Source organism: Paenibacillus sp. FSL W8-0439 (genome assembly GCF_038008995.1).
Taxonomy (GTDB): Bacteria; Bacillota; Bacilli; order Paenibacillales; family Paenibacillaceae; genus Paenibacillus; species Paenibacillus polymyxa.
Window position 1 is genome coordinate 538,455 of the sequence record NZ_JBBPAK010000001.1, and the last position, 22,980, is coordinate 561,434.

At 46.0% G+C, this 22,980-nt stretch carries 18 protein-coding genes, 1 tRNA gene and 2 pseudogenes; 13 read left to right on the forward strand and 8 right to left on the reverse strand.

The window, feature by feature from the left end; genetic code table 11:
- Nucleotides 1–11 precede the first annotated feature (11 nt).
- The 3 genes from MKX36_RS02405 to MKX36_RS02415 all read left to right on the forward strand — a co-directional run bounded on the left by MKX36_RS02405 (nucleotide 12) and on the right by MKX36_RS02415 (nucleotide 3,222).
- On the forward strand, nucleotides 12–530 hold the full coding sequence (locus MKX36_RS02405; RefSeq protein WP_340864144.1) for a GyrI-like domain-containing protein: 519 nt from the start codon (nucleotides 12–14) through the stop codon (nucleotides 528–530).
- Between the two features lie 214 nt (nucleotides 531–744).
- Nucleotides 745–1,947 (forward strand): MFS transporter, encoded by a 1,203-nt coding sequence (locus MKX36_RS02410; protein ID WP_016819439.1) that lies wholly within the window; start codon nucleotides 745–747, stop codon nucleotides 1,945–1,947.
- 222 nt (nucleotides 1,948–2,169) lie between these two features.
- Nucleotides 2,170–3,222 (forward strand): lactonase family protein, encoded by a 1,053-nt coding sequence (locus MKX36_RS02415; RefSeq protein WP_340864146.1) that lies wholly within the window; start codon nucleotides 2,170–2,172, stop codon nucleotides 3,220–3,222.
- A gap of 126 nt (nucleotides 3,223–3,348) precedes the next feature.
- Here the strand turns inward: MKX36_RS02415 and MKX36_RS02420 are convergent, their stop codons facing one another.
- Nucleotides 3,349–4,305, reverse strand: coding sequence for an ArsR/SmtB family transcription factor (locus MKX36_RS02420; RefSeq protein ID WP_016819441.1), 957 nt, complete (start codon nucleotides 4,303–4,305; stop codon nucleotides 3,349–3,351).
- Between the two features lie 274 nt (nucleotides 4,306–4,579).
- Nucleotides 4,580–5,548 carry a hypothetical protein gene (locus MKX36_RS02425; RefSeq protein ID WP_340864147.1) on the reverse strand — a complete coding sequence of 323 codons (969 nt, stop codon included), beginning with the start codon at nucleotides 5,546–5,548 and terminating at the stop codon, nucleotides 4,580–4,582.
- A gap of 143 nt (nucleotides 5,549–5,691) precedes the next feature.
- Here MKX36_RS02425 and MKX36_RS02430 point away from each other — a divergent pair, with 143 nt between their 5' ends.
- The 3 genes from MKX36_RS02430 to MKX36_RS02440 all read left to right on the forward strand — a co-directional run bounded on the left by MKX36_RS02430 (nucleotide 5,692) and on the right by MKX36_RS02440 (nucleotide 8,564).
- The gene (locus MKX36_RS02430; RefSeq protein ID WP_330721778.1) at nucleotides 5,692–6,165 is read left to right on the forward strand and encodes a GNAT family N-acetyltransferase; all 474 of its coding nucleotides are present in this window, start codon (nucleotides 5,692–5,694) and stop codon (nucleotides 6,163–6,165) included.
- Between the two features lie 85 nt (nucleotides 6,166–6,250).
- The gene (locus MKX36_RS02435; RefSeq protein ID WP_340864148.1) at nucleotides 6,251–6,883 is read left to right on the forward strand and encodes an NAD(P)-dependent oxidoreductase; all 633 of its coding nucleotides are present in this window, start codon (nucleotides 6,251–6,253) and stop codon (nucleotides 6,881–6,883) included.
- A 34-nt stretch (nucleotides 6,884–6,917) separates the two neighbouring features.
- Entirely contained in the window at nucleotides 6,918–8,564 is a 1,647-nt protein-coding gene (locus MKX36_RS02440; RefSeq protein WP_340864149.1) for an NAD(P)H-hydrate dehydratase, read from the forward strand.
- Here the strand turns inward: MKX36_RS02440 and MKX36_RS02445 are convergent.
- Nucleotides 8,548–9,042 carry a hypothetical protein gene (locus MKX36_RS02445; RefSeq protein ID WP_045245087.1) on the reverse strand — a complete coding sequence of 165 codons (495 nt, stop codon included), beginning with the start codon at nucleotides 9,040–9,042 and terminating at the stop codon, nucleotides 8,548–8,550. The genes MKX36_RS02440 and MKX36_RS02445 overlap by 17 nt on opposite strands.
- 170 nt (nucleotides 9,043–9,212) lie before the next feature.
- On the opposite strand from MKX36_RS02445, the gene MKX36_RS02450 reads away from it, so the two are divergent.
- Nucleotides 9,213–10,049 carry an HAD hydrolase-like protein gene (locus MKX36_RS02450; RefSeq protein ID WP_290403668.1) on the forward strand — a complete coding sequence of 279 codons (837 nt, stop codon included), beginning with the start codon at nucleotides 9,213–9,215 and terminating at the stop codon, nucleotides 10,047–10,049.
- A 228-nt stretch (nucleotides 10,050–10,277) separates the two neighbouring features.
- On the opposite strand, the gene MKX36_RS02455 is transcribed toward MKX36_RS02450, so the two are convergent.
- The 3 genes from MKX36_RS02455 to MKX36_RS02465 form a co-directional block, all read right to left on the reverse strand.
- Nucleotides 10,278–12,032 carry a methyl-accepting chemotaxis protein gene (locus MKX36_RS02455; RefSeq protein WP_290403667.1) on the reverse strand — a complete coding sequence of 585 codons (1,755 nt, stop codon included), beginning with the start codon at nucleotides 12,030–12,032 and terminating at the stop codon, nucleotides 10,278–10,280.
- A 171-nt stretch (nucleotides 12,033–12,203) separates the two neighbouring features.
- Nucleotides 12,204–13,235 (reverse strand): ribonucleotide-diphosphate reductase subunit beta, encoded by a 1,032-nt coding sequence (locus MKX36_RS02460; protein WP_016819449.1) that lies wholly within the window; start codon nucleotides 13,233–13,235, stop codon nucleotides 12,204–12,206.
- A 20-nt stretch (nucleotides 13,236–13,255) separates the two neighbouring features.
- Nucleotides 13,256–15,589, reverse strand: coding sequence for a ribonucleoside-diphosphate reductase subunit alpha (locus tag MKX36_RS02465; protein WP_016819450.1), 2,334 nt, complete (start codon nucleotides 15,587–15,589; stop codon nucleotides 13,256–13,258).
- Between the two features lie 521 nt (nucleotides 15,590–16,110).
- On the opposite strand from MKX36_RS02465, the gene MKX36_RS02470 reads away from it, so the two are divergent.
- From MKX36_RS02470 to MKX36_RS02480, 3 genes and pseudogenes are all read left to right on the forward strand, one after another.
- The gene (locus tag MKX36_RS02470) at nucleotides 16,111–16,458 is read left to right on the forward strand and encodes an MTH1187 family thiamine-binding protein (RefSeq protein ID WP_016819451.1); all 348 of its coding nucleotides are present in this window, start codon (nucleotides 16,111–16,113) and stop codon (nucleotides 16,456–16,458) included.
- Nucleotides 16,459–16,531: 73 nt separating this feature from the next.
- Nucleotides 16,532–16,603 (forward strand) — tRNA-Thr (locus tag MKX36_RS02475).
- Nucleotides 16,604–16,669: 66 nt separating this feature from the next.
- Nucleotides 16,670–17,290, forward strand: a pseudogene (locus tag MKX36_RS02480) (transcriptional regulator); the annotation flags it as partial.
- Nucleotides 17,291–17,857: 567 nt separating this feature from the next.
- Here MKX36_RS02480 and MKX36_RS02485 read toward each other — a convergent pair.
- Together MKX36_RS02485 and MKX36_RS02490 are read right to left on the reverse strand one after the other, a co-directional pair.
- Nucleotides 17,858–18,205 (reverse strand): winged helix-turn-helix transcriptional regulator, encoded by a 348-nt coding sequence (locus MKX36_RS02485; protein ID WP_019685981.1) that lies wholly within the window; start codon nucleotides 18,203–18,205, stop codon nucleotides 17,858–17,860.
- A 160-nt stretch (nucleotides 18,206–18,365) separates the two neighbouring features.
- Nucleotides 18,366–19,112 carry an SDR family NAD(P)-dependent oxidoreductase gene (locus MKX36_RS02490; RefSeq protein WP_013369142.1) on the reverse strand — a complete coding sequence of 249 codons (747 nt, stop codon included), beginning with the start codon at nucleotides 19,110–19,112 and terminating at the stop codon, nucleotides 18,366–18,368.
- Nucleotides 19,113–19,604: 492 nt separating this feature from the next.
- Between MKX36_RS02490 and MKX36_RS02495 the strand changes: the two are divergent.
- From MKX36_RS02495 to MKX36_RS02505, 3 genes and pseudogenes are all read left to right on the forward strand, one after another.
- Nucleotides 19,605–20,814, forward strand: a pseudogene (locus MKX36_RS02495) (IS110 family transposase).
- Nucleotides 20,815–21,016: 202 nt separating this feature from the next.
- On the forward strand, nucleotides 21,017–21,193 hold the full coding sequence (locus MKX36_RS02500; protein ID WP_340864150.1) for a hypothetical protein: 177 nt from the start codon (nucleotides 21,017–21,019) through the stop codon (nucleotides 21,191–21,193).
- A gap of 200 nt (nucleotides 21,194–21,393) precedes the next feature.
- Nucleotides 21,394–22,806 (forward strand): transcriptional regulator, encoded by a 1,413-nt coding sequence (locus tag MKX36_RS02505; protein ID WP_340864151.1) that lies wholly within the window; start codon nucleotides 21,394–21,396, stop codon nucleotides 22,804–22,806.
- Nucleotides 22,807–22,980: the final 174 nt, after the last annotated feature.

The following is a 22,980-nucleotide window of genomic DNA, read 5'->3' on the forward strand; positions in this document are numbered from 1 at the left end:
GAGGAAACCGTATGAGTTCAAATCTGGATGTAGTTATTCAACGGATAGCGGCTTTCAAGATAGCAGCGCTGACTGCGCAAGCCCCTTTTGCCGAATTGGGTGATGAGGTACGCAGACAGTGGCGACAAGTGCAACAGAACGTCCCAGAGAACCACTCAGGTCGTTTGGACGCAGATATAGGCTATGTGTTAACTCCCCAATGGACAGTTGTTGAAGAGAATGGAAGTACGGCAGTCAAGGTGGGCGTTAAAGTGTTCTCGTGGAATGAAGTGCCGGATAGTCTTGAACGCATTGAGGTGCCTGAAGGAGAGTATGCGGTGACCCGTTTTCAGGGAGATCGGGAACGATTAAATACGATCTATGATGACCTATTTGCTTGGTTGGATCGTAATGGCTATGAGCGTAATACGACAGAGGGGGTATATTGGATCGAGTCCAATCGACTGAAGCCGGTGAACCCTTTTGATATTCCATCCGCAGAAATTCAGAAATTTGATTATGATATTGCGATCGCTATTGTACAAAAATAAAGGATGGTGAAACGTTATAAGAGGGACAACCTCATGATTTAGTGGTTGTTCCTTTTTGCTACCTTGTCAAAGGTAACATTCAGGGTTATCGGAAGTATTTTATGATTGTTATTTGCCTCCCGCTCTATTAATATAATGAAGAGTTTTGCGGAAATAGTTGCAAAATAAGAAATTCGTATACGAAATAAAGAACCTGAGGAGGACAAAACGCAACATGTCGGATTCACAACAGTTGAAAATGGGGCCGCTCGTCATTTTGATGATTAATATGTTTATTGCCATGCTGGGGATTGGACTCATTATTCCGATCCTCCCCAAGTTCATGGGTTCCTTGGGAGGCAGTGGTGAAACGGGAGGCTATCTGGTTGCCGTGTTTGGCTTGACCCAGTTTATGTTTTCGCCGTTAGCTGGGGAATGGTCCGATAAATACGGACGTAAAAAAATGATTATTATCGGTTTGGTCATCATGACGGTATCTTCTGTATTGTTTGCGATTGGCAACTCGTTGACGATGCTGTATATTTCCCGTTTGCTCGGAGGCGCAGGAGCGGCATTTATGATTCCTCCAATGATGGCTTATATTGCCGACATCACAACAGTCCATAACCGAGGCAGAGGAATGGGGCTGTTGGGGGCCGCTATGTCGCTTGGTTTTGTGATCGGTCCTGGTGTAGGCGGTTTGCTGGCAGATATCTCGCTTCGTACACCCTTATACGTTTCGGCGGCGGTATCCGGTTTAGCGGCACTGATTTCATTGATTTTACTGCCCGAAACCCTGTCGTTGGAGAAGCAGTTGAAGTTTCGAAATGTTAAGGTGAAAAGAGACAATGTGATTAAACAGTTTGCGCTGTCTTTCCGCAAGCCGTACTTTATGTTGCTGATTATGATATTCACGTTAACTTTTGGCCTGACGCATTTTGAAACGATGTTTCCGTTCTTTGTAACAGGCAAGTTTCATTACAATGAACGTGATATTGCTATCATTATTACGGTAGGTGCATTGGTCGGGACCGTGATTCAAGCTGCGGTCATTAGTCCGATGTTGAACCGTTTTGGTGAAAAAGGTGTGATTATCGGTTCTTTTCTGTTTTCCGCGATTTCCCTTGTGCTTATGCTGCTCTCAGGGAACTTTTATTATGTACTCGGAGTATCACTTATCTTCTTTACCGCTACATCGTTGCTGCGACCAGCCATTAATACGGCCTTATCCAAAATGGCAGGAGATGAGCAGGGAGTTGCAGCCGGGATGAACAATGCTTATATGAGTATTGGTAATATTCTGGGACCTGCGCTTGCGGGTACATTGTTTGAGGTGCATATCAATTTGCCGTACATTTTTGGGGCGGTCATTCTCATGCTTAGTTTGGGGCTGGCTGTAAAATGGAAAAGTAGAGATACGCAATCCACAGCGGTTTAACGTTATTTTCTCTGTAAACATAGTCTCTTTTGGTGTGAACTGTGACGTTCTTATGAACCACAGGTTGCAGCGGAAGAGGCTATTTTTTTGCATACATAGCCACTTGTTAATGAAACGGCAGAATCTTGGGTAATAATGCATGATAAGTTTATAACCAGATAAAAAGTAGAACTTAAAAGTCGGATAACATGTAAGTAATACGCTAAAAGGAGCTGAGATCGGATGGAAGAGCGGAATGAGCAGTTGTTTTATATAGGAACTTATGCGTCTCGTGAAGAAAGAGGAATTTATATAGGCGCTTTGCATATGGACAAAGGTGATTTGCGTATGGTTGGAGGTGTGGAAGGAATCGAGAGACCTTCTTTTCTGGCACTGCATCCGAATGGGGCGAAGTTGTATGCTGCCAGTGAAACAGACCAAGGCGAACTGTACACATATCAGGTGAACAACCAGACGGGGGAATTGCATCCTTTGGATCGAAAAGGAACGGAGGGAGCACATACTTGCTATGTATCCGTAACAACAGATGGACGCTATGTGCTGGCTTCTAACTATTCTGGGGGCAATGCCGTTGTATTCCCTGCGACAGAAGCAGGAGGACTGGGAGACATGTCGGGGCAGGTTCAGCATACGGGGTCAGGGATTCGCCAGGACCGTCAGGATGCGCCACATCCACACTCGATTATTCCTGATCCTTCAGGACAGTATGCTATGGTATGTGATCTGGGGCTGGATCAGATTATAGGTTATCGTTTGACAGAGGATGGGAAATTGGTAACCCACCGTGAGACAGATTTGCCACCTGGTTCCGGCCCACGTCATCTGGTTTTTCATCCCTCGGGTCGATATGCCTTTGTCGCCAATGAATTGAATAATACCGTCGCTGTGTTTGGTTATAACGAACGTAATGGTAAGCTTACCTTGCTGCAAAGTCTGTCCACACTGCCAGAAGGCATTATCGATGTAGAAAATACAGCAGCGGATATTCGGATTACTCCCTGTGGACGTTTTCTGTATGTATCCAATCGAGGACATGACAGCATCGTACTCTACCATGTCGATCTAGACAGCGGGAAGCTGAAGACGATTGAATGGGTCGAGAGTTTCGGCAGTACGCCGCGTAACTTCAACATCTTGTCTGGTTATTTGCTAGTGGCGAATCAGGAGGGAAACAACATTGTATCCTTTGCTATCCATGAGGATGATGGACGGCTGACCCGAACGGGATATGTATTGGAGGTTCCTTCACCGGTATGTATTGAACCTGTACGTTAATTACACAGCGCATGGCAAAAAAGGGTCGAAGGACCAGTAAAAGAGGATAAAGTAAAACACGGCGCTTTGTCTCCCAAGAAAGGCATGGGCAAAACGCCGTGTTCAGGTTTTGAAGGAGTCTAATGATTACTTGCTGCTCTCGCCAGCTTCTACCGTTGCTGTTTTGGTATGGTTTTCCGCAGGTTTGTAGTACAAACGGAACAGGATATCCTGGTTATAGTTACCGAATCCAGTACCGAACAGGGTTACCCCTCCAATATGCTGGGCATCATCCAAAATAGCGATACGGAATTTCCATTGTTTCTGGTCAATCAGCACGTCGCTTAGAGTCACATCGGATATCTGCTTGCCATCCATAAAGGTGCCTTCAGACGTAACGCGAAGTCTCTTAAGTAGGCCATACTGATTGATAAAATCAGGCCACCATGAAGGTGTATATTTACCACGATTATCCCCAAAATCCCCTGGACTGGTCCAAGTGCCCAAATTCACATCATTTAGGAAAAATGTGATGTCTGAAGGCCAATTATCATTGGTAAATGGGGCTTCTGATGATAATTCCATTGAAATTTCCAGTTCCTCAGCTTTTTGACTGGACAATAGGAAATTCGGCACTTTATAATCCATATACCCTTGGCTAAACCACAGAATTTTGGAATTGAAGCGCTCAGGGTCCAAGAACGAACGAGGCTCATCAAATTCTCCGATAATCTTTTCGACGGTGGCTAGACCGCAGGTGGACTGAATCTCAAAATCTGTAAAGTGTCCGACGGAAATCTCCGTCTGATGAAATTGCCGTACATCCTGCTGATAGCGTGGCATGGCGATTTCAATTTTGTCCGTAGCCAATGAGCATACTTTCTGAACCCCGCCTCGTCCGGGCAGCATTTTAGTCGAAATAATGGATGCTCTTTCCAGTTTCTTGACATGCATTGTCATAATCGCACTACTGAGTCCCAGCGCTTCCGCTAGCTCACGTATATTCATCGGTTTCTCCGCAAGCAGAACAATCATATTCAGCCGAACCTCACTGGCCAGCGCTTCATAAACGGGAAGTGATTTTTCAGAAATGTCCAGTTGCATAATTCCTCCAATTCTAACGCACATCATAAATTGATGGTAGTTTAACATATATGGATTTTTTTCAATATTCATACATATAAAACGATATGATTTACATTTATATAAACAATATACCCTTTCCTTGATCGCTGGCACAAGCCTAACCCGGCAAAAAGCCAAAAATTGTTCAAAAAACAGGACACCCCATGAACTCTTTCTTTGTGTGTTGGGATGTCCTGTGATGGTATGTGATTTGCGGGATGTATACGGGATCTATTTCAGGCGCAACGGGTGTTTAGGACCGCATATGTTCATCAGCCACAGAAGAATCAGCGGTTGTATCTTTATCAGTTGTGTGTAATTCCTGGTGCTGCGAACCATCGGCCTTCATCAAGCCGGGATGACCTACATAAGGACGATCACTTCGCGAGCGACCTCGGGTAAGTCGGAAGCCAATCAAGAACAGCACAAGCTGTGCAGCCAGTATGTAGGGAGATGCTTCTGGCCCGAGCCACTGAAACAGGGCGACAACGGCGATGACCATACACAACAGGCTTGTTGGGAAATGGGATGCCGTCACGTCCAGATCATTTTGTTTACGCAGGGTCATCAGACGATAGACATACAGCAAGGCGATTAAGCCAGAAACGAACCTTATCCATGCATACCCTATAAGCCATGAGGCAGATTGTGTGGTGTCGGGTAGACTAACATCGACATGACTGTAGGTTATCAGTTCTATAACCAATCTTGAGATTAACCAGACCATTCCCGCCAGCGCCAGCGGACCGGCCGCTGGGCGCAATAGTTTCCATAATGCTGTTCCCCAGCTTGGAGCATGGGATTCCAGTAGAACAAGTCGTCGTTCCTCGATCAGTTTGTTCATTTCACGCTCCAGTGATTTGAGAAGCAATTCCCGGCGGAATGGATCACATTCCCGAAGGGATGCTTGAACCTGCTCTTGAAGGTGAGGGGTCAAATAGGGGGCGGCCTTAGCCTCCTGAAGAGCATGAATTAGTCCATTCTGGTGCTGCTGCTTTTCGCTGTTGTTGATCGCGTTCTGGGTAGCCGTTTGGAGATAACCAGCTAACCGGCCATAGATACGCAGTGATTCCTGTAATTCTTCGAGCCGCTGCTGACGCGAATTGCGAAGCTGGGCTGCACTGTGAACATACAGCCATACCAGCAAGGACAACGCCAGCAGGAAGGCGATCAGACCGGGTGAGATATATGCGGCTAATGCCGCGAAGTCCGTCGGGGACACCCGCAATCCCTCCTTCCATTGTTCTTTCTACACTATTGCACAGACCACACAGGCATTTCAAGGGCTTGTATATCTCTAAACTAAGAACTATGAAGTATTTTTTGGTAAAATAGACAAGATTACAGCAGGAAGGGAGATTCGGCATGAATAAAAAAATTGAATTTGCAACAGAACATCATGAGACATCGAATCAACCGTACGAGCTGCTTCGCGTAGATTACGCCATTCCAGCCGTCGAGGAATATCGGGCTTTACGCAAGGAGGCTGGTTTATCGCAAATTACGGAAGAAGCGGCAGCTAAGGGCCTGCCGAACAGCCTATTTACTGTAACGCTACGTCTTGGACAGGAATTGATCGGGATGGGCCGGGTGAGCGGTGATGGCGGTGTGTTTTTTCTGGTTACGGATATTGCAGTCAAGCCTTCCCATCAGGGGAAGGGCTATGGGCGTAAGCTTATGGAAGAGATTATGGAGTATTTGAGACGGGAGGTTCCGGTGGGCAGCTTTGCAACGCTGATTGCGGATAAGCCAGCCGACCGGTTATATGCGCAGTTCGGCTTCCAATTGGTCAGTCCGGGGTCGGAAGGGATGTACTGGCGCCAGCCGGGGGGACTGTAAGCTGAAATCCTGTACGAGTTTGAGCTGGTTATAAAACGGATAATTAACAGTAAGAAAATTATAGATAGGAAGAAGGCAACTTAATATGAAAGTAATTATTTTTGGAGCAACAGGAACAATTGGCAAAGCGTTAGTAAAGGAAGCGATCAAGCGTAAGTATGAGGTGACGGCGGCAGTGCGCGATCCGCAACGAGTGACGGAGCAAAGTGAATATTTGATGGTGGTTCAGGCGGATATTCTAAACCCGAATTCCGTTACAGAGGTAGCCAAAGGGCACGATGCTATCATTAGCGCCTATGGTCCCAAGTTTGGAGCTGAGGAGGAACTGCTCGAAGCAACTCGTTCTTTACTGGAAGGAACACGGCGTTCCGGCGCGGAGCGCATACTTGTCGTTGGCGGAGCGGGCAGTCTGAAAACAGAATCCGGTGAGCGTCTCATGGATACCGCTGAGTTTCCGGAGGAAGTGAAGCCGCTGGCGGCTGCGCACGCTGATGCCCTGGAGCTGTACCGTGCTGCGGATGTAGACTGGACCTATTGCAGTCCTGCCGGAATTATTGAACCAGGTAAACGTACAGGACAGTTCCGTATTGGCTTGGATCATTTGGTGGTTGATGAATTAGGTCATAGTCGCATCTCTGTCGAGGATTATGCGGTAGCCCTGATTGATGAGTTAGTAGAAGGGGAATTTGTCAATTCCCGCTTTACCGTCGGATATTAATCAACAGGGATGGCTATATGGGAGGCGAAAAAGCATGTATATGGTGACCGCCGAACAAATGCGGCAACTGGATCGGTACACGATTGACAAGCTGGGAATCCCGGCCCTGATCTTGATGGAAAATGCCGGGCGAGCAATAGCTGACGAGGTACTGAAGCTTTGTGCGGAGAGACGTGAAACAAGCGATGGCATAAATGTGGTCACACACACAGGACCGGGGGATGTACCAGGACATGGCGGTGTTATACGGACGGATTCATCGAGCGGTGGGCAATATGACGTACGTGAACGAGCACACTGGTATATCCTCGTAGGTAAAGGCAACAACGGCGGTGACGGACTGGTGGCAGCCCGCCATCTGACCGATGCAGGTCTGCGTGTCACCGTTGTGTATGCCGAACCGCCTGCAAAGCTACGCGGTGAAGCGGCTGCCCAGCGCGATATCATCGCGGCGCTGGGTATCCCGGTTATCCTCTATGGTCGGGATAACCTCGACCTGCGCGGTGCCTCTGGCATCGTCGATGCCCTGCTGGGCACAGGCACGCAAGGTCCACCGCGCGAACCTTACGCCTCGCTGATTCGCGAGGCTAATGCCAGCGGCGCGCCGGTCGTGTCGGTAGACGTGCCTAGCGGCCTCGACGCCGACACAGGTGCGCTGCACGAGCCGTGCATTCATGCGCGTGTCACCGTATGCCTTGCCTACTTGAAGTGTGGGCTCGCCCAATATCCGGGCGCCGGAAACGCTGGTGATGTGGTGGTACGCTACATCGGTATCCCGCCCGGCCTTGCCCGTGAGCGTGGCGTGCAGCTGCGGCTCCTGACCAGCGATACGCTGCGCGACGCGCTGGACGTGGACGTCAGCCGCAGTCGTGTGCCGGACGGGCACAAGGGCACCTACGGCCACGTTCTGGTCGCAGGCGGGAGCCTGCGCATGAGCGGTGCGGGCCTGCTGGCCGCACGTGCCGCCTTGCGCATCGGCAGCGGGCTTGTGACGTGGGCGGTGCCAGAAGCGCTGTTGCCACGCGTCATTGGCGCCGCACCAGAGCTGATGCTCGCTGCCGCAGCAACAGGCAGCGACGGCGAATGGAACGCCGACTCCGCAGATGAGATGCTACAGCTCGCGCAGGCGCGCGATGTGCTGGCCGTCGGGCCTGGCCTCGGCCGCTTCGCAGGGGACACTGGCTGGCTGCGCCGCCTATGGGAGGAATACAGCGGTCCGCTCGTGCTTGATGCGGACGCCTTGAACATCCTCGCCTCGGCGGGGCCTGAGCTGGATGCATGGAAGTCGAGAGATGCGGCAATCGTGTTAACGCCGCATCCCGGTGAAATGGCACGTCTGCTGGGAATATCGACAGCGGAGGTGCAGCGTGACCGTATCACCCATGCCCGGGAGTACGCCCGGACACGCGGAGTCACGCTGGTGCTCAAGGGAGCACGCACGGTCATTGCGTGTCCCGACGGAGCGACCTACGTCAATACCACAGGCCACGCCGGGATGGCGACAGGCGGTGCGGGCGATGTGCTGACAGGCATCATCGCAGGGTTGTTGGCTCAAGGCTTGAACGCTTCACAGGCAGCAGCCTTTGGCGTGTATCTGCATGGTGCGGCTGGAGAAACGGCCGCGCGCCATCGCCAGCATCCCGCCTCAGTGGTAGCTGGCGACATCATTGAAGCCCTATAATCCATAGCAGCAGTGGCAGGAGGAAGGCCAGCATGATCTGTACTCCATATTCACGGTTCAGCCAGTGCCTTCCGCCATAATAGAGCAGTGTAATCCCTGCACCTGCCATGCCGTTGCTCAACGAGATGCCCGTTCCAGCAGGCGACATCAAAGATCCTAGCAGAAGAAAGACACTGAACCCTACGGCAAGATATAGCGTGAACTGCTCAGGCTTGCGAAGCCAGGGTAAAAGATCACGTAGTGCATCAGCGGCAAGAGCCGCCGGAAGGGCAAAGCCATAGGCCCATAACTGCGCGGTCAGTTCACCGCTATTGCCTGCTATACTCACAGGTAATCCCGTTATTTCCTCTGTCAGATAGCAGTAGACCCATAACAGACCAAAAACCAATCCTCCACAGGCAAGCTTATTCAGCGCATAACAACCAAGCTCCATCCGCCAAGGCATTTTAGAATTAAATTCATTCCAAGGCTGTCTCATATTGCGACTCCCTCCTCATTTCAATCGGTAAATCAAAACCATTCAAGGAATTTATTCTCAATTACAATCCGCTTACCGTTTGCGACATTTAAGTTTACGTTAGCTGTGTATCATGTTCCTAAGCAAAATAAAGATTGCGGATAGCCGCGGTACGGAAAGGCGGGGATTGCATGATACAGGCGGTTATTTTTAATCTGGAAAGTACATTGTTAGACCCCGGAGGTCGGGGCTTAATCCAGGGAATGTGCGACATCTTCAGATGGAAGGGTATACAGGTAACTGAAGAGCAGGTATCTCATGGACGGGGACTGCCCATCCGGGATCATATTGCGAATGTGCTCGGACTTTCAGAGGTTCGTAAAAAATGGTTGGAGTGCTTTGGTGCGCATCCTGGCAGAGTGGATATTGAGCATATTTATCTTGAGCTTGTCCCTGTTCTTCGCTCTTTGATCCAAGGGGCTGAGACTGCTGTCGGTATAGATAGGGCGTTGCAGGAGCTTCAAGATCGCCGCATTCAGTCAGGCGCTACTGCATCCTGCCCGATGGAAATGCTGAGTCATGTATTCACGCCTGCACAGTCACCCTATACGCTGGATTGTATGGTAGCCCCATGTGAAGTTTCGCAGGGGAGGCCTTATCCGTGGATGATCTATGAAATTGCACATCGCCTGCAGGTATTCCCGCTTAGCGATATTGTGAAGGTAGGAGACACAGCAGCCGATATGCAAGAAGGACGGAATGCCGGCGTTTGGACGATTGGTGTGTTGAACCATAACGAGAGTGCTTTGGCCGCGAACCACACTACAAGCTGTGAAGTGGACGATAGGGTAGCCGAGGAACGACGCAGACAAAGTATATATGGTTTGAAAAGGGCAGGGGCCCACATCGTGATGAACTCGGTCGCTGACTTGCCGCGTATTTTGCGTGAAATTGAAATGCTCCAGCATACGGGAGGCTATCCTTCTTATATGAAGCCGAAGAAAACAGCTGCGATTCCCCCATCGTGAGCATAACGGCTATAACTCTTAAGTGCTTAAATTGACCTTCTAGGTTATATATGTATGCATCTACCTGGATAAAGGTGTACTCAGCTCGGCTTTCTAACCTCAAAAGGAGCATTCGCTATGTTAGCGAATGCTCCTTTTGAGTGTACTTCTTTTCGTCTGTAAAATGACCCGTAAGATGGACACTTTCAATCAAGTGTCCATCTTACGGGTCACAGTTCACCGAAATCATTACTGGTCGGAATTTTTCACCCGGAACTGATCAGCATGACGCTGTAGATTGTTGGAGAGTGTGGTCAGATTACGGGCTACTTCGGATAGTTCTTTTACTGCTAGGGCCTGCTTCTGTGCGCTTGCGGATACATCTTCTGTCATTCCGGCAGTTTGCTGCGCCGCGCTGGCTGTGTGCTTCAGATGTTGATCTACGCTGTGACGTACCTCCTGCATTTCTGTAGTCAATTGGGCCAGATGTGCAGCCAGTTCCTCAACTTCCTCTGATACCTGGGTGACTTTATCAACAGACTGTAGACATAATGCAATTTGTTTTTCTTGTTCATTGACAGTGTTTATATTTTCATCAAATTGATCGCCCATTTGCTCAATTTGCTCGACAAAACTACTTAAGATTTCGTCAATTTCACGAATAGATATGGCAGATTGTTGGGCAAGTTGTCCCATTTCATGAGCTACGACAGAAAAACCTTTACCAGCTTCCCCTGCACGCGAAGCTTCAATCGAGGCATTAAAGGATAAAATCTGCGTCTGCTTTACGATGCCCTGTACCTGCTGTCCAATGTTAGCTGCTTCGCGGGACTTTTCAGTTAGCGCGTGTGACATACGCTGCATTTGCTTGATTCGCAGAGCGCTTTCTCGTCCCTTCTCCAATAGTAGTTCATGTTCACTGGCTACCTGATTACGGACTTCATTGAGATGGCGCGCCGTATCCGTAAACTGGTGCACATGGCTTCCGACTTCATCCAGCGTTTGTCCTAAGCGGTCAGATTGCTGAACCGACTCTATCGTTTGATCTGCTTGGTTTGTAGATACATCGGCAATTTGTTGGAGTGTGCGGGACAGTTCCTCGGTTTGGTGAAGGGTTCCTTCTGATGTCACGACGATATTCTCGGATGCTTGCTGAAGTGTACTCGAACTGCTTTGAATGTCCACAATCATATTGGACATGGCTTCTACCATCCGGTTCGTCAAGCCGCTGATTTCACCTAGCTGATCATACGTAACTTGCTGCGATGTAGCCGTAAGATTGCCATCAGCTACTTGCTCCAGTGTATCTTTAATAAACCGCACTTGACGTAGTATTCGACGTGTTACCAGCATCATTGCCGCAATGGAAATGATCAGAATGATGGAGACCACAGGGATAACTAGCCGATAGGCCTCAGGCAATGTTTTCTCGTATACTTCAGTTACAGAGGCTAGAGATCTGTCGATTCCCAGATAGCCTATGATGGTTCCATCTGTATCTTTAATGGGTGTAAAGGAAGAAAACATCGTTCCCCAATCAGGGTCCGTTGTGATATCTGTAGTTACCGTCTCCCCTTGTTTCAATCTATCTGCCGTTTCTTTACGGGTAAAACTTACAGGACTTCCGAAAGGACTGTAGTCTTTGTCGTCCCAAGCAGCTCCGTCCACTGTAAGCTTCCACTCATCGCCAACACGATTGTACATATACATATACAGGACTCCGCTTTGCAGCCTGAGCGTATTTAACTCGTTCCGAAGTTTTTTATACTCACTGCTCTGCTCGGATGGATTCGTGTTTAAGCTTTTGACGGCTGATTTGTCCAGTAGCTTGGCCGTATTCACCGCCAACGCTTCATTGTTTAGCTGCATGGTTGATAGAGAAGCATTCTGAATAGATAGTTTGGTCGTCCACAGAATCATGACGCCAATCACAACTAAAGGAATGAGCAAGATGAAGTAGAGTTTGGATTGTAATCCCATTCTTTTTTTGACTTTGCTTTTCATAATATGCTCCTTACTATATTATTTCACCTTCCTATATATCGTGTTTAACTAGGAAAATATGAATAGTAATTCATATGTTTCATGAATTTTTTGCATATTTACGCAAGTTTCATCCCCATAGAAAAAAGCCTTAGCTCAGCAATAACCGAGTTAAGGCTTGTAGCTTATGATTTACAAATCGTCAAATCCATTGTCATCTCCGACCTTGCCATAATTGCGTGATTTTGCTTCAAAAAAGTCCGTTTTTGTTGCATTCAGCGCTTCATCGGAAAATGGCTTGATCCAAGGCATACAGTTTACATCTACACCTTCGTATGCTTTGTCCATACCCAGAAGTCTCAGGCGCATGTTTGCCATGTATTTGATATAATCGCTCAGCTCGTTCAAGTCAATGCCGCGAACCTCTTTGAGCGTGTAATGCGCCCAATTCGTTTCCAGTTCCACGGCGCGATTGATCATACGATAGACATAGTCCGTATTTTCCTTGGTATTCAACTCAGGGAAATCAGCCAAAAGCTGCTTGAACACTTCGGCAAAGAAGTAGCAATGCTGATTTTCGTCGCGCTGAATATACGAGATCATCTGGCTGGTGGCCATCATTTTTTGGTCACGGGCCAAATTGTAAAAGAAAGCAAATGTACTGTAAAAGAATATGCCTTCCAGAATCAAATCCGCTACCATGGCTTGGAAAAAGGTTTGCGGGTTCTGCTCATCGCGGAACTCTTGATAAATGTCCGAGATGAATGTGTTACGCTCCAGCAGGACAGGATCATTTTTCCAGTATTCAAAAATTTCCTTCTGCTCCTGCTCTGATACCAGGGAAGACAGCACGTAAGAGTAGGACTGGTTATGCACGACTTCCTGTTGTCCGATAATGGCCGAAATAGCTTCCAGCGAGGAATCGGTAAAATATCGTTTTACATCTCCGACAAACATGGTTTGCATGGAATCCAGCACAGCTAGCAGGCCAATATTAATTTTGAATGTGCGCTGCTCTTCGGCATCCAGCATAGGGAATTGGGACGCGTCCTTGGACATCGGAATTTCATCTGGAATCCAGTGGTTTAGCAGCAGTACTTTATATAGTTTGTACATATGCGGCATCCGAATATCGTTCCAGTTCAGGATACCGGAGTTTTCGCCTTCAATAATACGGGTAGAGCGGTTAGGCGCTTCCGTGTTAAAAATCTTTTGTAACTGCATGAGAGCCTCTCTCCTTTAGTTTAGGATGCGCAGCTTTCGCATTCTTCAATCGTCAGTGCGCGGCTGCGTACATAATAGGTCGACTTCATACCCGATTTCCAGGCATGAATATGCAGCGCTAAAAATTCGGTAGCTTTAATATCTGGGCGTACATACAGATTAAAGCTTTGACCTTGGTCAATATGACGCTGACGTGCAGAAGCCATGTTGATCGAAGCGTGTTGATCCAGCAAGAAAGCTGTTTTGTAGTACCAGATGGTTTTTTCATTCAAATCTGGTGCAGGGTTAGCGATCTTGTAGGTTGTTTTCTCTTCATAGGAAAGCAACTCATACAGTGGATCAATACTAGCGGTAGAGCCTGCGATGATGGACGTAGAACCGTTAGGCGCGATGGCGAACAGCCATGCGTTACGGACACCGTTTTGTTGGACTTCTTCCGCAAGCTCGCTCCACTCGGACGTAGTGACGAATTTGCCTTCACGTGTACCGTCTGTATAGCCACGGGAAGTGAAATAATGCCCAGTCGACCAGTCAGAACCCTCGAATTTGGCATAACGGCCTTTTTCTTTCGCCAGCTCCATGCTGGATTTTACGGCCAGGTAGTTAATTTTTTCATACAAATGATCATTATAGGTTACCGCTTCATCGGACTCCCAGCGGATGCCCTCAAGTGCGAGCAGATGATGCAGCCCAAATGTACCCAAGCCGACAGCACGATATTGGCTGTTCGTGTATTGTGCTTGCAGCACCTCAATGTTGTTGATATCAATAACATTATCCAGCATACGTACCTGAATCGGTACGAGACGATCCAGCACACCTGCCGGAACGGCACGAGCCAGATGGATGGAGTTCAGGTTGCACACCACAAAGTCGCCAGGAATTTTGGAGATAACAATGCGTGTTTGACCGTCCTTGGTGACCAATTCTTCTTTTTCTACTACCGTTGCAGATTGATTTTGCATAATCTCCGTACACAGGTTGGAGGAATACACCATACCATGGGCGCGGTTCGGATTAGCCCGGTTTACTGTATCGCGGTAGAACATGTACGGCGTACCTGTTTCCAGCTGTGATTTCATCAAACGCTTCATGATGTCAATGGCAGGCACCGTAATACGAGAGAGGATCGGATGCTGTGACGCCTCCTCATACTTCTCACGGAAGGAGCCTGAACCGAAGGCTTCATCATAAAAATCCTCCAGTCCCAGGGGACGACCCTTGTCATCCTTCCAGCCCATCACCTTCTTCACTTCATGCGGACAGAACAGATTCCATTCGCCCCGTGCTTCGACCCGCTCCATGAACAGATCGGGCAGACATACGCCGTGGAACACGTCATGTGCACGCATCCGCTCATCACCGTTGTTCAGCTTCAGGTCCAGGAACGCCAGAATATCCTTGTGGAATACGTCCAGATAAACGGCAATTGCCCCTTTGCGTGTACCCAACTGGTCTACGCTAACAGCTGTATTGTTCAATTGGCGAATCCAAGGGATAACGCCAGAGCTTGTATTTTTATGTCCGCGGATATCGGAGCCGCGCGCACGCACTTTACCGAGGTATACGCCGATACCGCCACCCATTTTGCTAAGACGGGCTACATCGGTATTGGAATCGAAAATACCTTCCAATGAGTCGTCTACGGTGTCGATAAAGCAGCTGGAGAGCTGTCCGGCCACCTTTTTTCCGGCATTGGACATGGTTGGTGTAGCTGCCGTCATGTACATGTTGCTCATCGCCCAGTACGCTTCCTTGACCAACTCCATACGTTTGTCGGCCGGCTCTTGATGCATCAGGTACATTGCGATAATCATGTAGCGTTCTTGTGGAAGCTCCATTACGCGTCCGTCAAAATCATTGGCCAAATAGCGCTCAGACAGCGTCAACAGTCCAATATAGTCGAACAGAAGGTCATTCTGCGGCATTATGGAATCGCCGAGCTCATCAATCTGCTCCTTGGTGTAGCAGTCAAGCAGTTCCTGACGGTAGATTCCTTTTTGCACTAGATCGGTGATCAGTGGATAAAAAGCGCCGTAAGGCTCGTCTGCATAGGATTTGTAACGGCGGTGAGTAGCCGCTTTTTTATATAGGGAAGTGAGCAAAGCACGCGCAGCGGCAAATTTCCAGTCCGGTTCTTCCTTGCTAACCAGTTCTAGAGCAGCCATTGCAAATGCGTTGCTAATCTCATCTCCAGTGACTTCGTCCCGGCGGAGCTTACTAGTTACACCGCGAATGAGTCGATCTTTATCCAGCTTGTCCAGCCCGCTGAGTACACGGTCAGCATATACGGATATACGTATTTCATCAAAAGCCAACTGGCGATTGTTTGGTTTGGTTACGAGTTGTGGCATAGGATTAATTCCTCGCTTTCTTGATTTGGAATCATACTTAGGGAATAGGCATGAAAATGATCTGAGAAAAGAAACTGGTGAAAAAAGCGATGGTCAGACAGCATTTTGGGGCTGTATGTAATCCAATAACATAGAAATAGCGATGCGCCTGCCAATGAAGGAAAAAAAGATGGTTTCCGTAGGAATCATCGGCTACATCACTATATTTAGAGGTGTTATGAATATTTAACCCAACATATTGTGTGTATAAACTTAAAATTTCAAATAAGTGCAAGGAGTATTATAGCAACATTCGAAGCCATACGTAAAGGAAAAGGAATGGAAAATCAAAATATGCAGAGAAGTCGCGGGCTGTATTTGAATTGAGACGGAGTGAACGGTACAATAAATGATAAAGATGTTTCCTACTAAAATAAGCCGTATACATATGGAACTTTTTTGAAGAACAAGGTTGCTTTATCGACTGAGTTTTTAGAATTTTAAAAAAGATGATTTTTTCAATTTAAAGGAGGAACTTGGTGATGGCCATTGCAGAAGTGACAGTAATCCCGATTGGAACGGGGAGTACGAGCCTGAGCGACTACGTTGCTCAAATGCAAAAAGTGTTGAAGACGCAAAAGGGAATTACCTATGAACTTACCTCTATGAGTACGATTATTGAAGGTTCGTTGGACGATGTGTTCACTGCTATTGCTGCGCTACACGAAGCGCCATTCCTAGCAGGAGCCAAACGCGTTTCCACCTCAGTCAAAATTGATGATCGCCGTGACAAGCCTTCCTCCAGTCGCCAAAAGCTGCGATCCGTCGCAGATAAGCTATCCGGAACCACGGCAGGGAATGTTACAGAATTAAATCCAAATCTTAGTTGATAAAGTTGATGTAAGTGATTGATTTTTATGTAACTAAGAGTATAATAGTTTTTGTTGTCAGTCACACTGACCTGCTGGTGTAGCTCAGGGGTAGAGCAACGCACTCGTAATGCGTAGGCCGGGGGTTCAATTCCCTTCACCAGCATAGCTATCAACTCAAGCACAGCGCGGCTTCCAAGCTTTTTGGAGGCTGCGCTTTTTTGTGATTTTGGACAATCAACAAGCTCTACAATATACATACGCCTATGCGGACTTGGATTGGGTTAGAGAGACTGATGATGATACCCTCTATTGGGTAGAAATGTATCAAGATTGGGCACGATGCAATATTTATGTAAATAAGCTCTTGTCTGGAGATGTCAGCGTGCTCTCAGATTATGTCGAATACATAGCCGAAACAGCAGATACCATGGAAGGTGAGAAACTTTCAAAGCTGTTAAACGTTATGATAGCTGCTAATCAATATAATTTGGATGTTGATGATGTACTTTCAAGGTTTAAAAAAGACATTGATGCCTTTACTCAACTCCCGACATCTACTGATATGTACAGCCAACAAGTAGTACCCGACTACATTGCATGGTTTGGTTACGAACTGGCCTACTATTATTTAAACAGAGAAAGGTACAGTGATGGTTTTAAACAATTGTTATTTGCAATGGTAAAGTCACATATAATAAATAATGAGACTTACTTTATAAATTGTATTGGCTTGTTTATGCGTTTCCAAGTCTATGCGACTCCTGAAATCAAAACAGAGTTCTCCAATCTAATTGAAAAGGTGTGGGTAGGTAATGTTGAGAAAAATAGGACTGTTAATTGTTGCGAGTAGCTTTTTAGCTTTCATGACTGTACCTGGTATCCAGATTCTTGTACAGGTTGGAGGTTCTTAAACGTCATTAAAAAGCTCTGCTAACCTTAAGGTCGGCAGAGCTTTTTAGTTGAAAAATTGCTTACAGACGGACATTTAAGGCGGAACTGATATGAATCCACTTTTTAAATGTTCGCAGAAAGTAAAGTTTTGATAACTACAATAAAAGAAACAACGGTAGGCTAGGACGAGAAAATATGCCCTAGACTGTCGCTGCTTCATCTGCTTCATTGAACTAACGTTTCCCGTTAGCGTAATGGGTTCATTGTCATTAGCCTCAACCGCTTACCTGTTTGCTCAGACTCCTGACAACAGCTGGGGCATGATGCTTTTGACATAATCCAAGACGTACTTATTAATCTCTGAGACAAGTTTTGTATCCTTAGTTTTGTAGTGCACCTTGTTAATTACGAAGTAACCTGTACTAGAATATTGCTCATCACTCGAAAACATCAACGTAAAACGATAAAACAAAAAAGCCGCTAAAATAGCGACTTCAAATGGGACTATGCTCTTGTCCCCCGACAGTTAATCCAGATACAAAATCTCAATCTCGCCCGGAGCGAAGGATTGCTCTGCGTAATTCCCCCCCCAATCACAAAGCGATCTCAAAATGGGTTCAAGTGATTGACCCAGTTCCGTCGTTGAATATTCCACCTTAGGCGGTACCTGATTGTACATCTTTCTGCGAATTAATCCGTCTGTTTCCAGTTCCCGAAGAGTTTGAATCAGCATCTTTTGCGATATATTATGAACGAGTCGCTTAAGCTCTCCCGTCCGTTTAGGTCCTTTTATTAAATAGTACAGAACAAGCCCCTTCCACTTTCCTCCGATAACCTCTAGTGTAACTTCCAGTTCACAGAAAAATGTTTTCATATCAATTCACCATCTCCCGATCTAAGAATATCCCCTTCATGTATCGCTTGATCCTTCAAGGATCACTGAAGGAAAAATTGAACGTTACATGGAGGGGATAATACAATCGCATTTAAGTTGATTTAAAAGTCTTTGTCGTTTGAAAATTATTATGTCCTGGTTAAACTTGAGCTACTCCGCCATCTACGAATAATTCAACGCCGTTCATATAGCTGCTTTCATTAGAGGCTAGGAACATGACAGCATTGGAGATCTCTTCAACCTGCCCCACTCTGCCGAGCGGAATATCATTTTTTGCCTGTTCCAGTAAATGATCTAGTTCAGAGCCAAATAACTCATCGTACGCCGGCGTTACGATTGTTCCCGGACTAAGGATGTTTATACGAATTTCGGTCCCTCTCATATCAAGAATCCAGCTGCGGACGAGCTGTCTGATCGCTGCCTTGGATGCACCATAGATACTAAACGCTGGCATCCCCGTCGAGCCAGCAGTGGATCCCGTTAGAATAATCGAACCTCTTTTATTTGGAAACAAAGCTAATGCCTTTTGTACTGTAAAGATGGTTCCTTTCACGTTGACATCGAAAGTCTTGTAGTATTGTGCTTCTGTAATTTCTCCTAATGGAAGAAATGACCCTAGTCCGGCATTTGCAAAGAGAATGTCCAAGTGTCCCTTTTCTCGCTTAACTGTTTCGAATAAAATATCTAGATCTTCCGATTTAGATATGTCACCTCGGACACCTGTAACATTCTTTCCGATCTGCTTTACTGCTTCATCCAGTTCACGTTGTCTGCGTCCCGTGATAAAAACGTAAGCCCCTTCTTTTACGAACTGTTGTGCCGACGCGAGACCGATGCCGCTTGTACCTCCGGTTACAACTGCTACCTTCCCGTCAAATTTCCCCATTCTATTACACTCCTTTTATAATGATTTATATGGTATAGGATGCTCTGTCTGCTTCATGAACCTCCTATGAACGATAGTATGGGGGAAAAGTTACAAGAAAAACAGTACCCACTTTTTTGTGATATAGTCACCAAAAAGTGATAATTGAGGCGGCACAAGCGTTTGTTTTTACAGCCTAACAGATGGAAGTGAGCTCCATTAATTACTCACCACATGATACCACGTATTTGAACTATCCTGCCCGTTCGTATTATGAGATCAACCAGTTCTTTCTGGTTGATCCTTTTTTCATTTGCATAGAGGATTAAGGTAGCCTGGTCGAACGTACCTGCCCGTGGGACTTGATCCCGAGCACTATAGTGTTCGCCCTACTTGTCATGACCATGATTGAGGCTGGTTGGGACGTAAGATCCCGTATAACAAGCGATGCTATGGAGCGACAAGAAGAACCTTAGGGATGCCGGGGAATCTAAACTTACAGGGAGAGATGAAATGAATCCAGTTGTCGGTCTAGATATTTCAAAAGAAGAAAGTCATGGACAAGCCTTTTTAGCGCGCGGAAAGCCCTTCAGAGGGACATTCCACTTCGAGCACACTCGTGATGGCCTAGCAAATTTACATCAAGTTTTGAAGGATGTTGAGACTGCATCCAAACTACGTCCTCTGCTTATTCTAGAAGCAACCGGCCATTACCAAAGTCCCGTTGTTCAGTTCCTAGAAGAACATCACTACATTTACATTATCATTAATCCGCTCATCTCAAATCGGCTTAGAAAGTCTCAACTTCGTAAAGTAAAGACGGATGCTGCGGACGCTTACCTATTGGGAGAGTTGTACTACAAGGAAGAGTTTGAACCTTTTAAAAAAAGAGGTGTGCAACTTCTCAATCTGCGCTATCTTACAAGACAGTATGAGTCCCTTTCAAAGATGTGTGTACAGACGAAGCTGCAATTCCAAGCCGTTTTAGATCAGGTTTTCCCAGCTTACAAAGGCGTCTTTGGAGCTATGTATTCCCGTATTTCACTACGGTTTTTAAGTAAATTTCCAACCTCATATTCAGTTTTGCAGACGGATGAAAATTACACTCAAAGCTAAGATGAAAGAACTACTTTCTTCGAAACGGGGGCGTTCAGAGGGCTGGATTAACCAACGGGTTCAGCGACTGCTAGACGCGGCAAAGCAAAACCCATTTCAGCAAACCATGTATGCAAGCCACTTAATCAATTTGAAAGTTCTTATTACCCTTATTCTTCAGTACCAAGAGCATCTTGCTGAACTGGAACAGAACATAGATGCTCTGGCTGAAGAAATTGAAGAGTATGAATTAATTCAGTCGATTCCCGGTATTGGGCATAAAATTGCTGCAACAATTTTATCTGAAATTGGAGAAGTCGACCGATTTGATCATCCTAAAAAGCTAGTGGCTTTTGCAGGCATTGACCCGAGTGTCTTTGCTTCCGGTAAATTTACAGCAACTCGAAACCGAATCACGAAACGTGGTTCCAGGCAGTTGCGTTACGCACTGGTAATGGCTGTCCAGTGTGGGCTTATACGCTCCCGAAATATGCGACTCAAAGCGTTCTATGATCGCAAGAGAGCAGAAGGAAAACCACATAAAGTAGCTCTAATCGCACGTGCAAATAAGCTCATCCATTGGCTCTATGCAATCTTGAAAAACAAAAAGGAATTTCGTCCAATTTAAAAGATTATTATTGGCATAACCTTCCAAGGCACAACGGAAATTGGAGGGTTATTTGGCATGCTCATTTTAACTATACCACATGATTTAGAATCACTTTACTGGTAATCTTGACAAGCTATTAGCTGGTATAGCTTAATGAAGCAACGTCAGTCTAATACTTTATGTCTAGAACTTTATTTCCTTTTGACACCAGTCATAAGTTTTGGGCTTGCTGGCCGCACTGCTCACGAGTTTGCTTACTGTATTTGGAACAAGTAACGACACGGTTATTCAAGTGACTGGCGTTATTGGTGCATTCGGTGTAGTGATTGCTTACATTCTGGCCGAGGCTTATGTAGATGGTAAGTCGGCTGAAACATCAACCACTGACGATCTGTAAATTTACGATCTTTTGGAAATACGAAACACTCTGCTGGCTTAATGCTGGTGGGGTGTTTTTTTTGTTTACAGAAGTGCCTTTATGACAAACGTAGCTTTTCTACGCGATTCGCAAAAAAAGATTGACAACTGTTAATTGCTGGACAAAAATAGTAAATGATTATAAAATACTGGAATTTTTATGCGAAGGGTGGCTATGGCATGAAGCATACACCTACGATTCGAGCAGAATTAGACAGATACCTACAACAAGAAGGATTGAGTTTAACACAATTTGGTCATATTGCGGATATGAATAGGGGAGCAGTAAGTGCTATCGTGACAGGAAACAAACCTTTGTCTGTTAACCAACTGGATCGAATTACTGAGGCTATGGGTTTATCCGAAGGCTATTTTTACGAACTGTTTATAGAAAACTACATCATCGACCATCCTCCGAACATGAGGCGAATCGAGCCCTTTTTGTATCGCTGTGCAGAGTTGGACAAGTTGGATGCGATCCGTCGAGTGGTGGGAGACATCATGGACAATCTACTATATTCACCCAAGCTATTTGAAATTGCAGAAGAATTGTTGGCGCAGGGACAATATGAGGCTGCACTACTGCTCTATGAGGGTGTGGCTGAAGCGGAGAAATATCAACATTCTGAGCGTTTGGCAGTCTGTCAATATCGTATATTCACGATTCAAGTTGGAGACGATCAAAGCCGTAATCTCAAGGCAGCAACGCTATTTGAATCCTTCGTGGAACGTCTGGATGAAATAGAACAGCTTGATGCGCTTAAGGATTTGGCTAACGTGTACAGGTCTTTGCGTAAATGGGACAAGGTAGAGGAAGTAGCAAAAATAATGAGGACTAAAGCGGAAATTCAATATAATTTGAAACACGAACCCAAGAGTCGACAATGTGATTCTACTAACAAGCTGACTCGTCCTTTGTTTGTATACATTTCCTATGCTGACCTGCTGTGTGCAGGTGTCTACGAAGCCCAAGGCGATTACCACCAAGCTCTACAATATACATACGCCTACGATAATTTAGATTGGGTTAAAGAAACAGATGAAGGTACCCAACACTGGATTGGCTTGTTTAAGCACTGGGCAAAAGCTAATATTATTGTCAATAAGCTTTTATCTGGAGATATAAAGGTGCTACAAGATTATATTGAATACATCGATGGAGCGGAGGATACAACTCAAGATGACAAGGTCATCCAACTGCTGAATATTATCATAGCGGCTAACCGATATGATATTGATGTTAGTAACATAATTAAACGCTTTGAAGCGGATATTGTATCATTATCGCAACACTCACCAAGTGATATGTATACTCAACAAGTGGTACCAGATTATTTTGCATGGTGTGGTTACGAGTTGGCTCATTATTATTTACATCGAAATTTTTACGATGATGGTTTTAAACATTTGATGTATTCAATGGTAAGTTATCGTACACTAAATAATGAGACTTATTTCATAAATTGTATGGGGCTATTTTTACATTTTCGAGAACATGCGACTCCTGAAACCAAAGCAAATTTTTTAAATCTTATTGAAAAGGTGTGGATGGACAATGTTAAAAAAAATGGCACTGTTGATCGTCGCGGCTAGCTTTTTGTTAATTGTTACTGTACCTATTCACTCGCATGGTATAGAGCCTCAAGTACAGCATGGAGGGGCTTAAACGTATGCAAAACAAATCCCCGCTAACCTTAACCTGGTCGGCGGGGACTTTTTTAGTGCAGGAATTACCACACATATGGCAGAATAACTATCTGAGTTGAA

Bases quoted from the DNA above. Each gene is read 5' to 3' on its own strand.
- MKX36_RS02430 (WP_330721778.1), top strand. From the start codon at position 5,692: ATGAATAAAAAAATTGAATTTGCAACAGAACATCATGAGACATCGAAT.
- MKX36_RS02460 (WP_016819449.1), bottom strand. From the start codon at position 13,235: ATGCAGTTACAAAAGATTTTTAACACGGAAGCGCCTAACCGCTCTACC.
- MKX36_RS02465 (WP_016819450.1), bottom strand. From the start codon at position 15,589: ATGCCACAACTCGTAACCAAACCAAACAATCGCCAGTTGGCTTTTGAT.
- MKX36_RS02450 (WP_290403668.1), top strand. From the start codon at position 9,213: ATGATACAGGCGGTTATTTTTAATCTGGAAAGTACATTGTTAGACCCC.
- MKX36_RS02415 (WP_340864146.1), top strand. From the start codon at position 2,170: ATGGAAGAGCGGAATGAGCAGTTGTTTTATATAGGAACTTATGCGTCT.
- MKX36_RS02455 (WP_290403667.1), bottom strand. From the start codon at position 12,032: ATGAAAAGCAAAGTCAAAAAAAGAATGGGATTACAATCCAAACTCTAC.
- MKX36_RS02440 (WP_340864149.1), top strand. From the start codon at position 6,918: ATGTATATGGTGACCGCCGAACAAATGCGGCAACTGGATCGGTACACG.
- MKX36_RS02505 (WP_340864151.1), top strand. From the start codon at position 21,394: ATGAAGCATACACCTACGATTCGAGCAGAATTAGACAGATACCTACAA.
- MKX36_RS02470 (WP_016819451.1), top strand. From the start codon at position 16,111: ATGGCCATTGCAGAAGTGACAGTAATCCCGATTGGAACGGGGAGTACG.
- MKX36_RS02405 (WP_340864144.1), top strand. From the start codon at position 12: ATGAGTTCAAATCTGGATGTAGTTATTCAACGGATAGCGGCTTTCAAG.
- MKX36_RS02445 (WP_045245087.1), bottom strand. From the start codon at position 9,042: ATGAGACAGCCTTGGAATGAATTTAATTCTAAAATGCCTTGGCGGATG.
- MKX36_RS02410 (WP_016819439.1), top strand. From the start codon at position 745: ATGTCGGATTCACAACAGTTGAAAATGGGGCCGCTCGTCATTTTGATG.
- MKX36_RS02420 (WP_016819441.1), bottom strand. From the start codon at position 4,305: ATGCAACTGGACATTTCTGAAAAATCACTTCCCGTTTATGAAGCGCTG.
- MKX36_RS02435 (WP_340864148.1), top strand. From the start codon at position 6,251: ATGAAAGTAATTATTTTTGGAGCAACAGGAACAATTGGCAAAGCGTTA.
- MKX36_RS02490 (WP_013369142.1), bottom strand. From the start codon at position 19,112: ATGGGGAAATTTGACGGGAAGGTAGCAGTTGTAACCGGAGGTACAAGC.
- MKX36_RS02485 (WP_019685981.1), bottom strand. From the start codon at position 18,205: ATGAAAACATTTTTCTGTGAACTGGAAGTTACACTAGAGGTTATCGGA.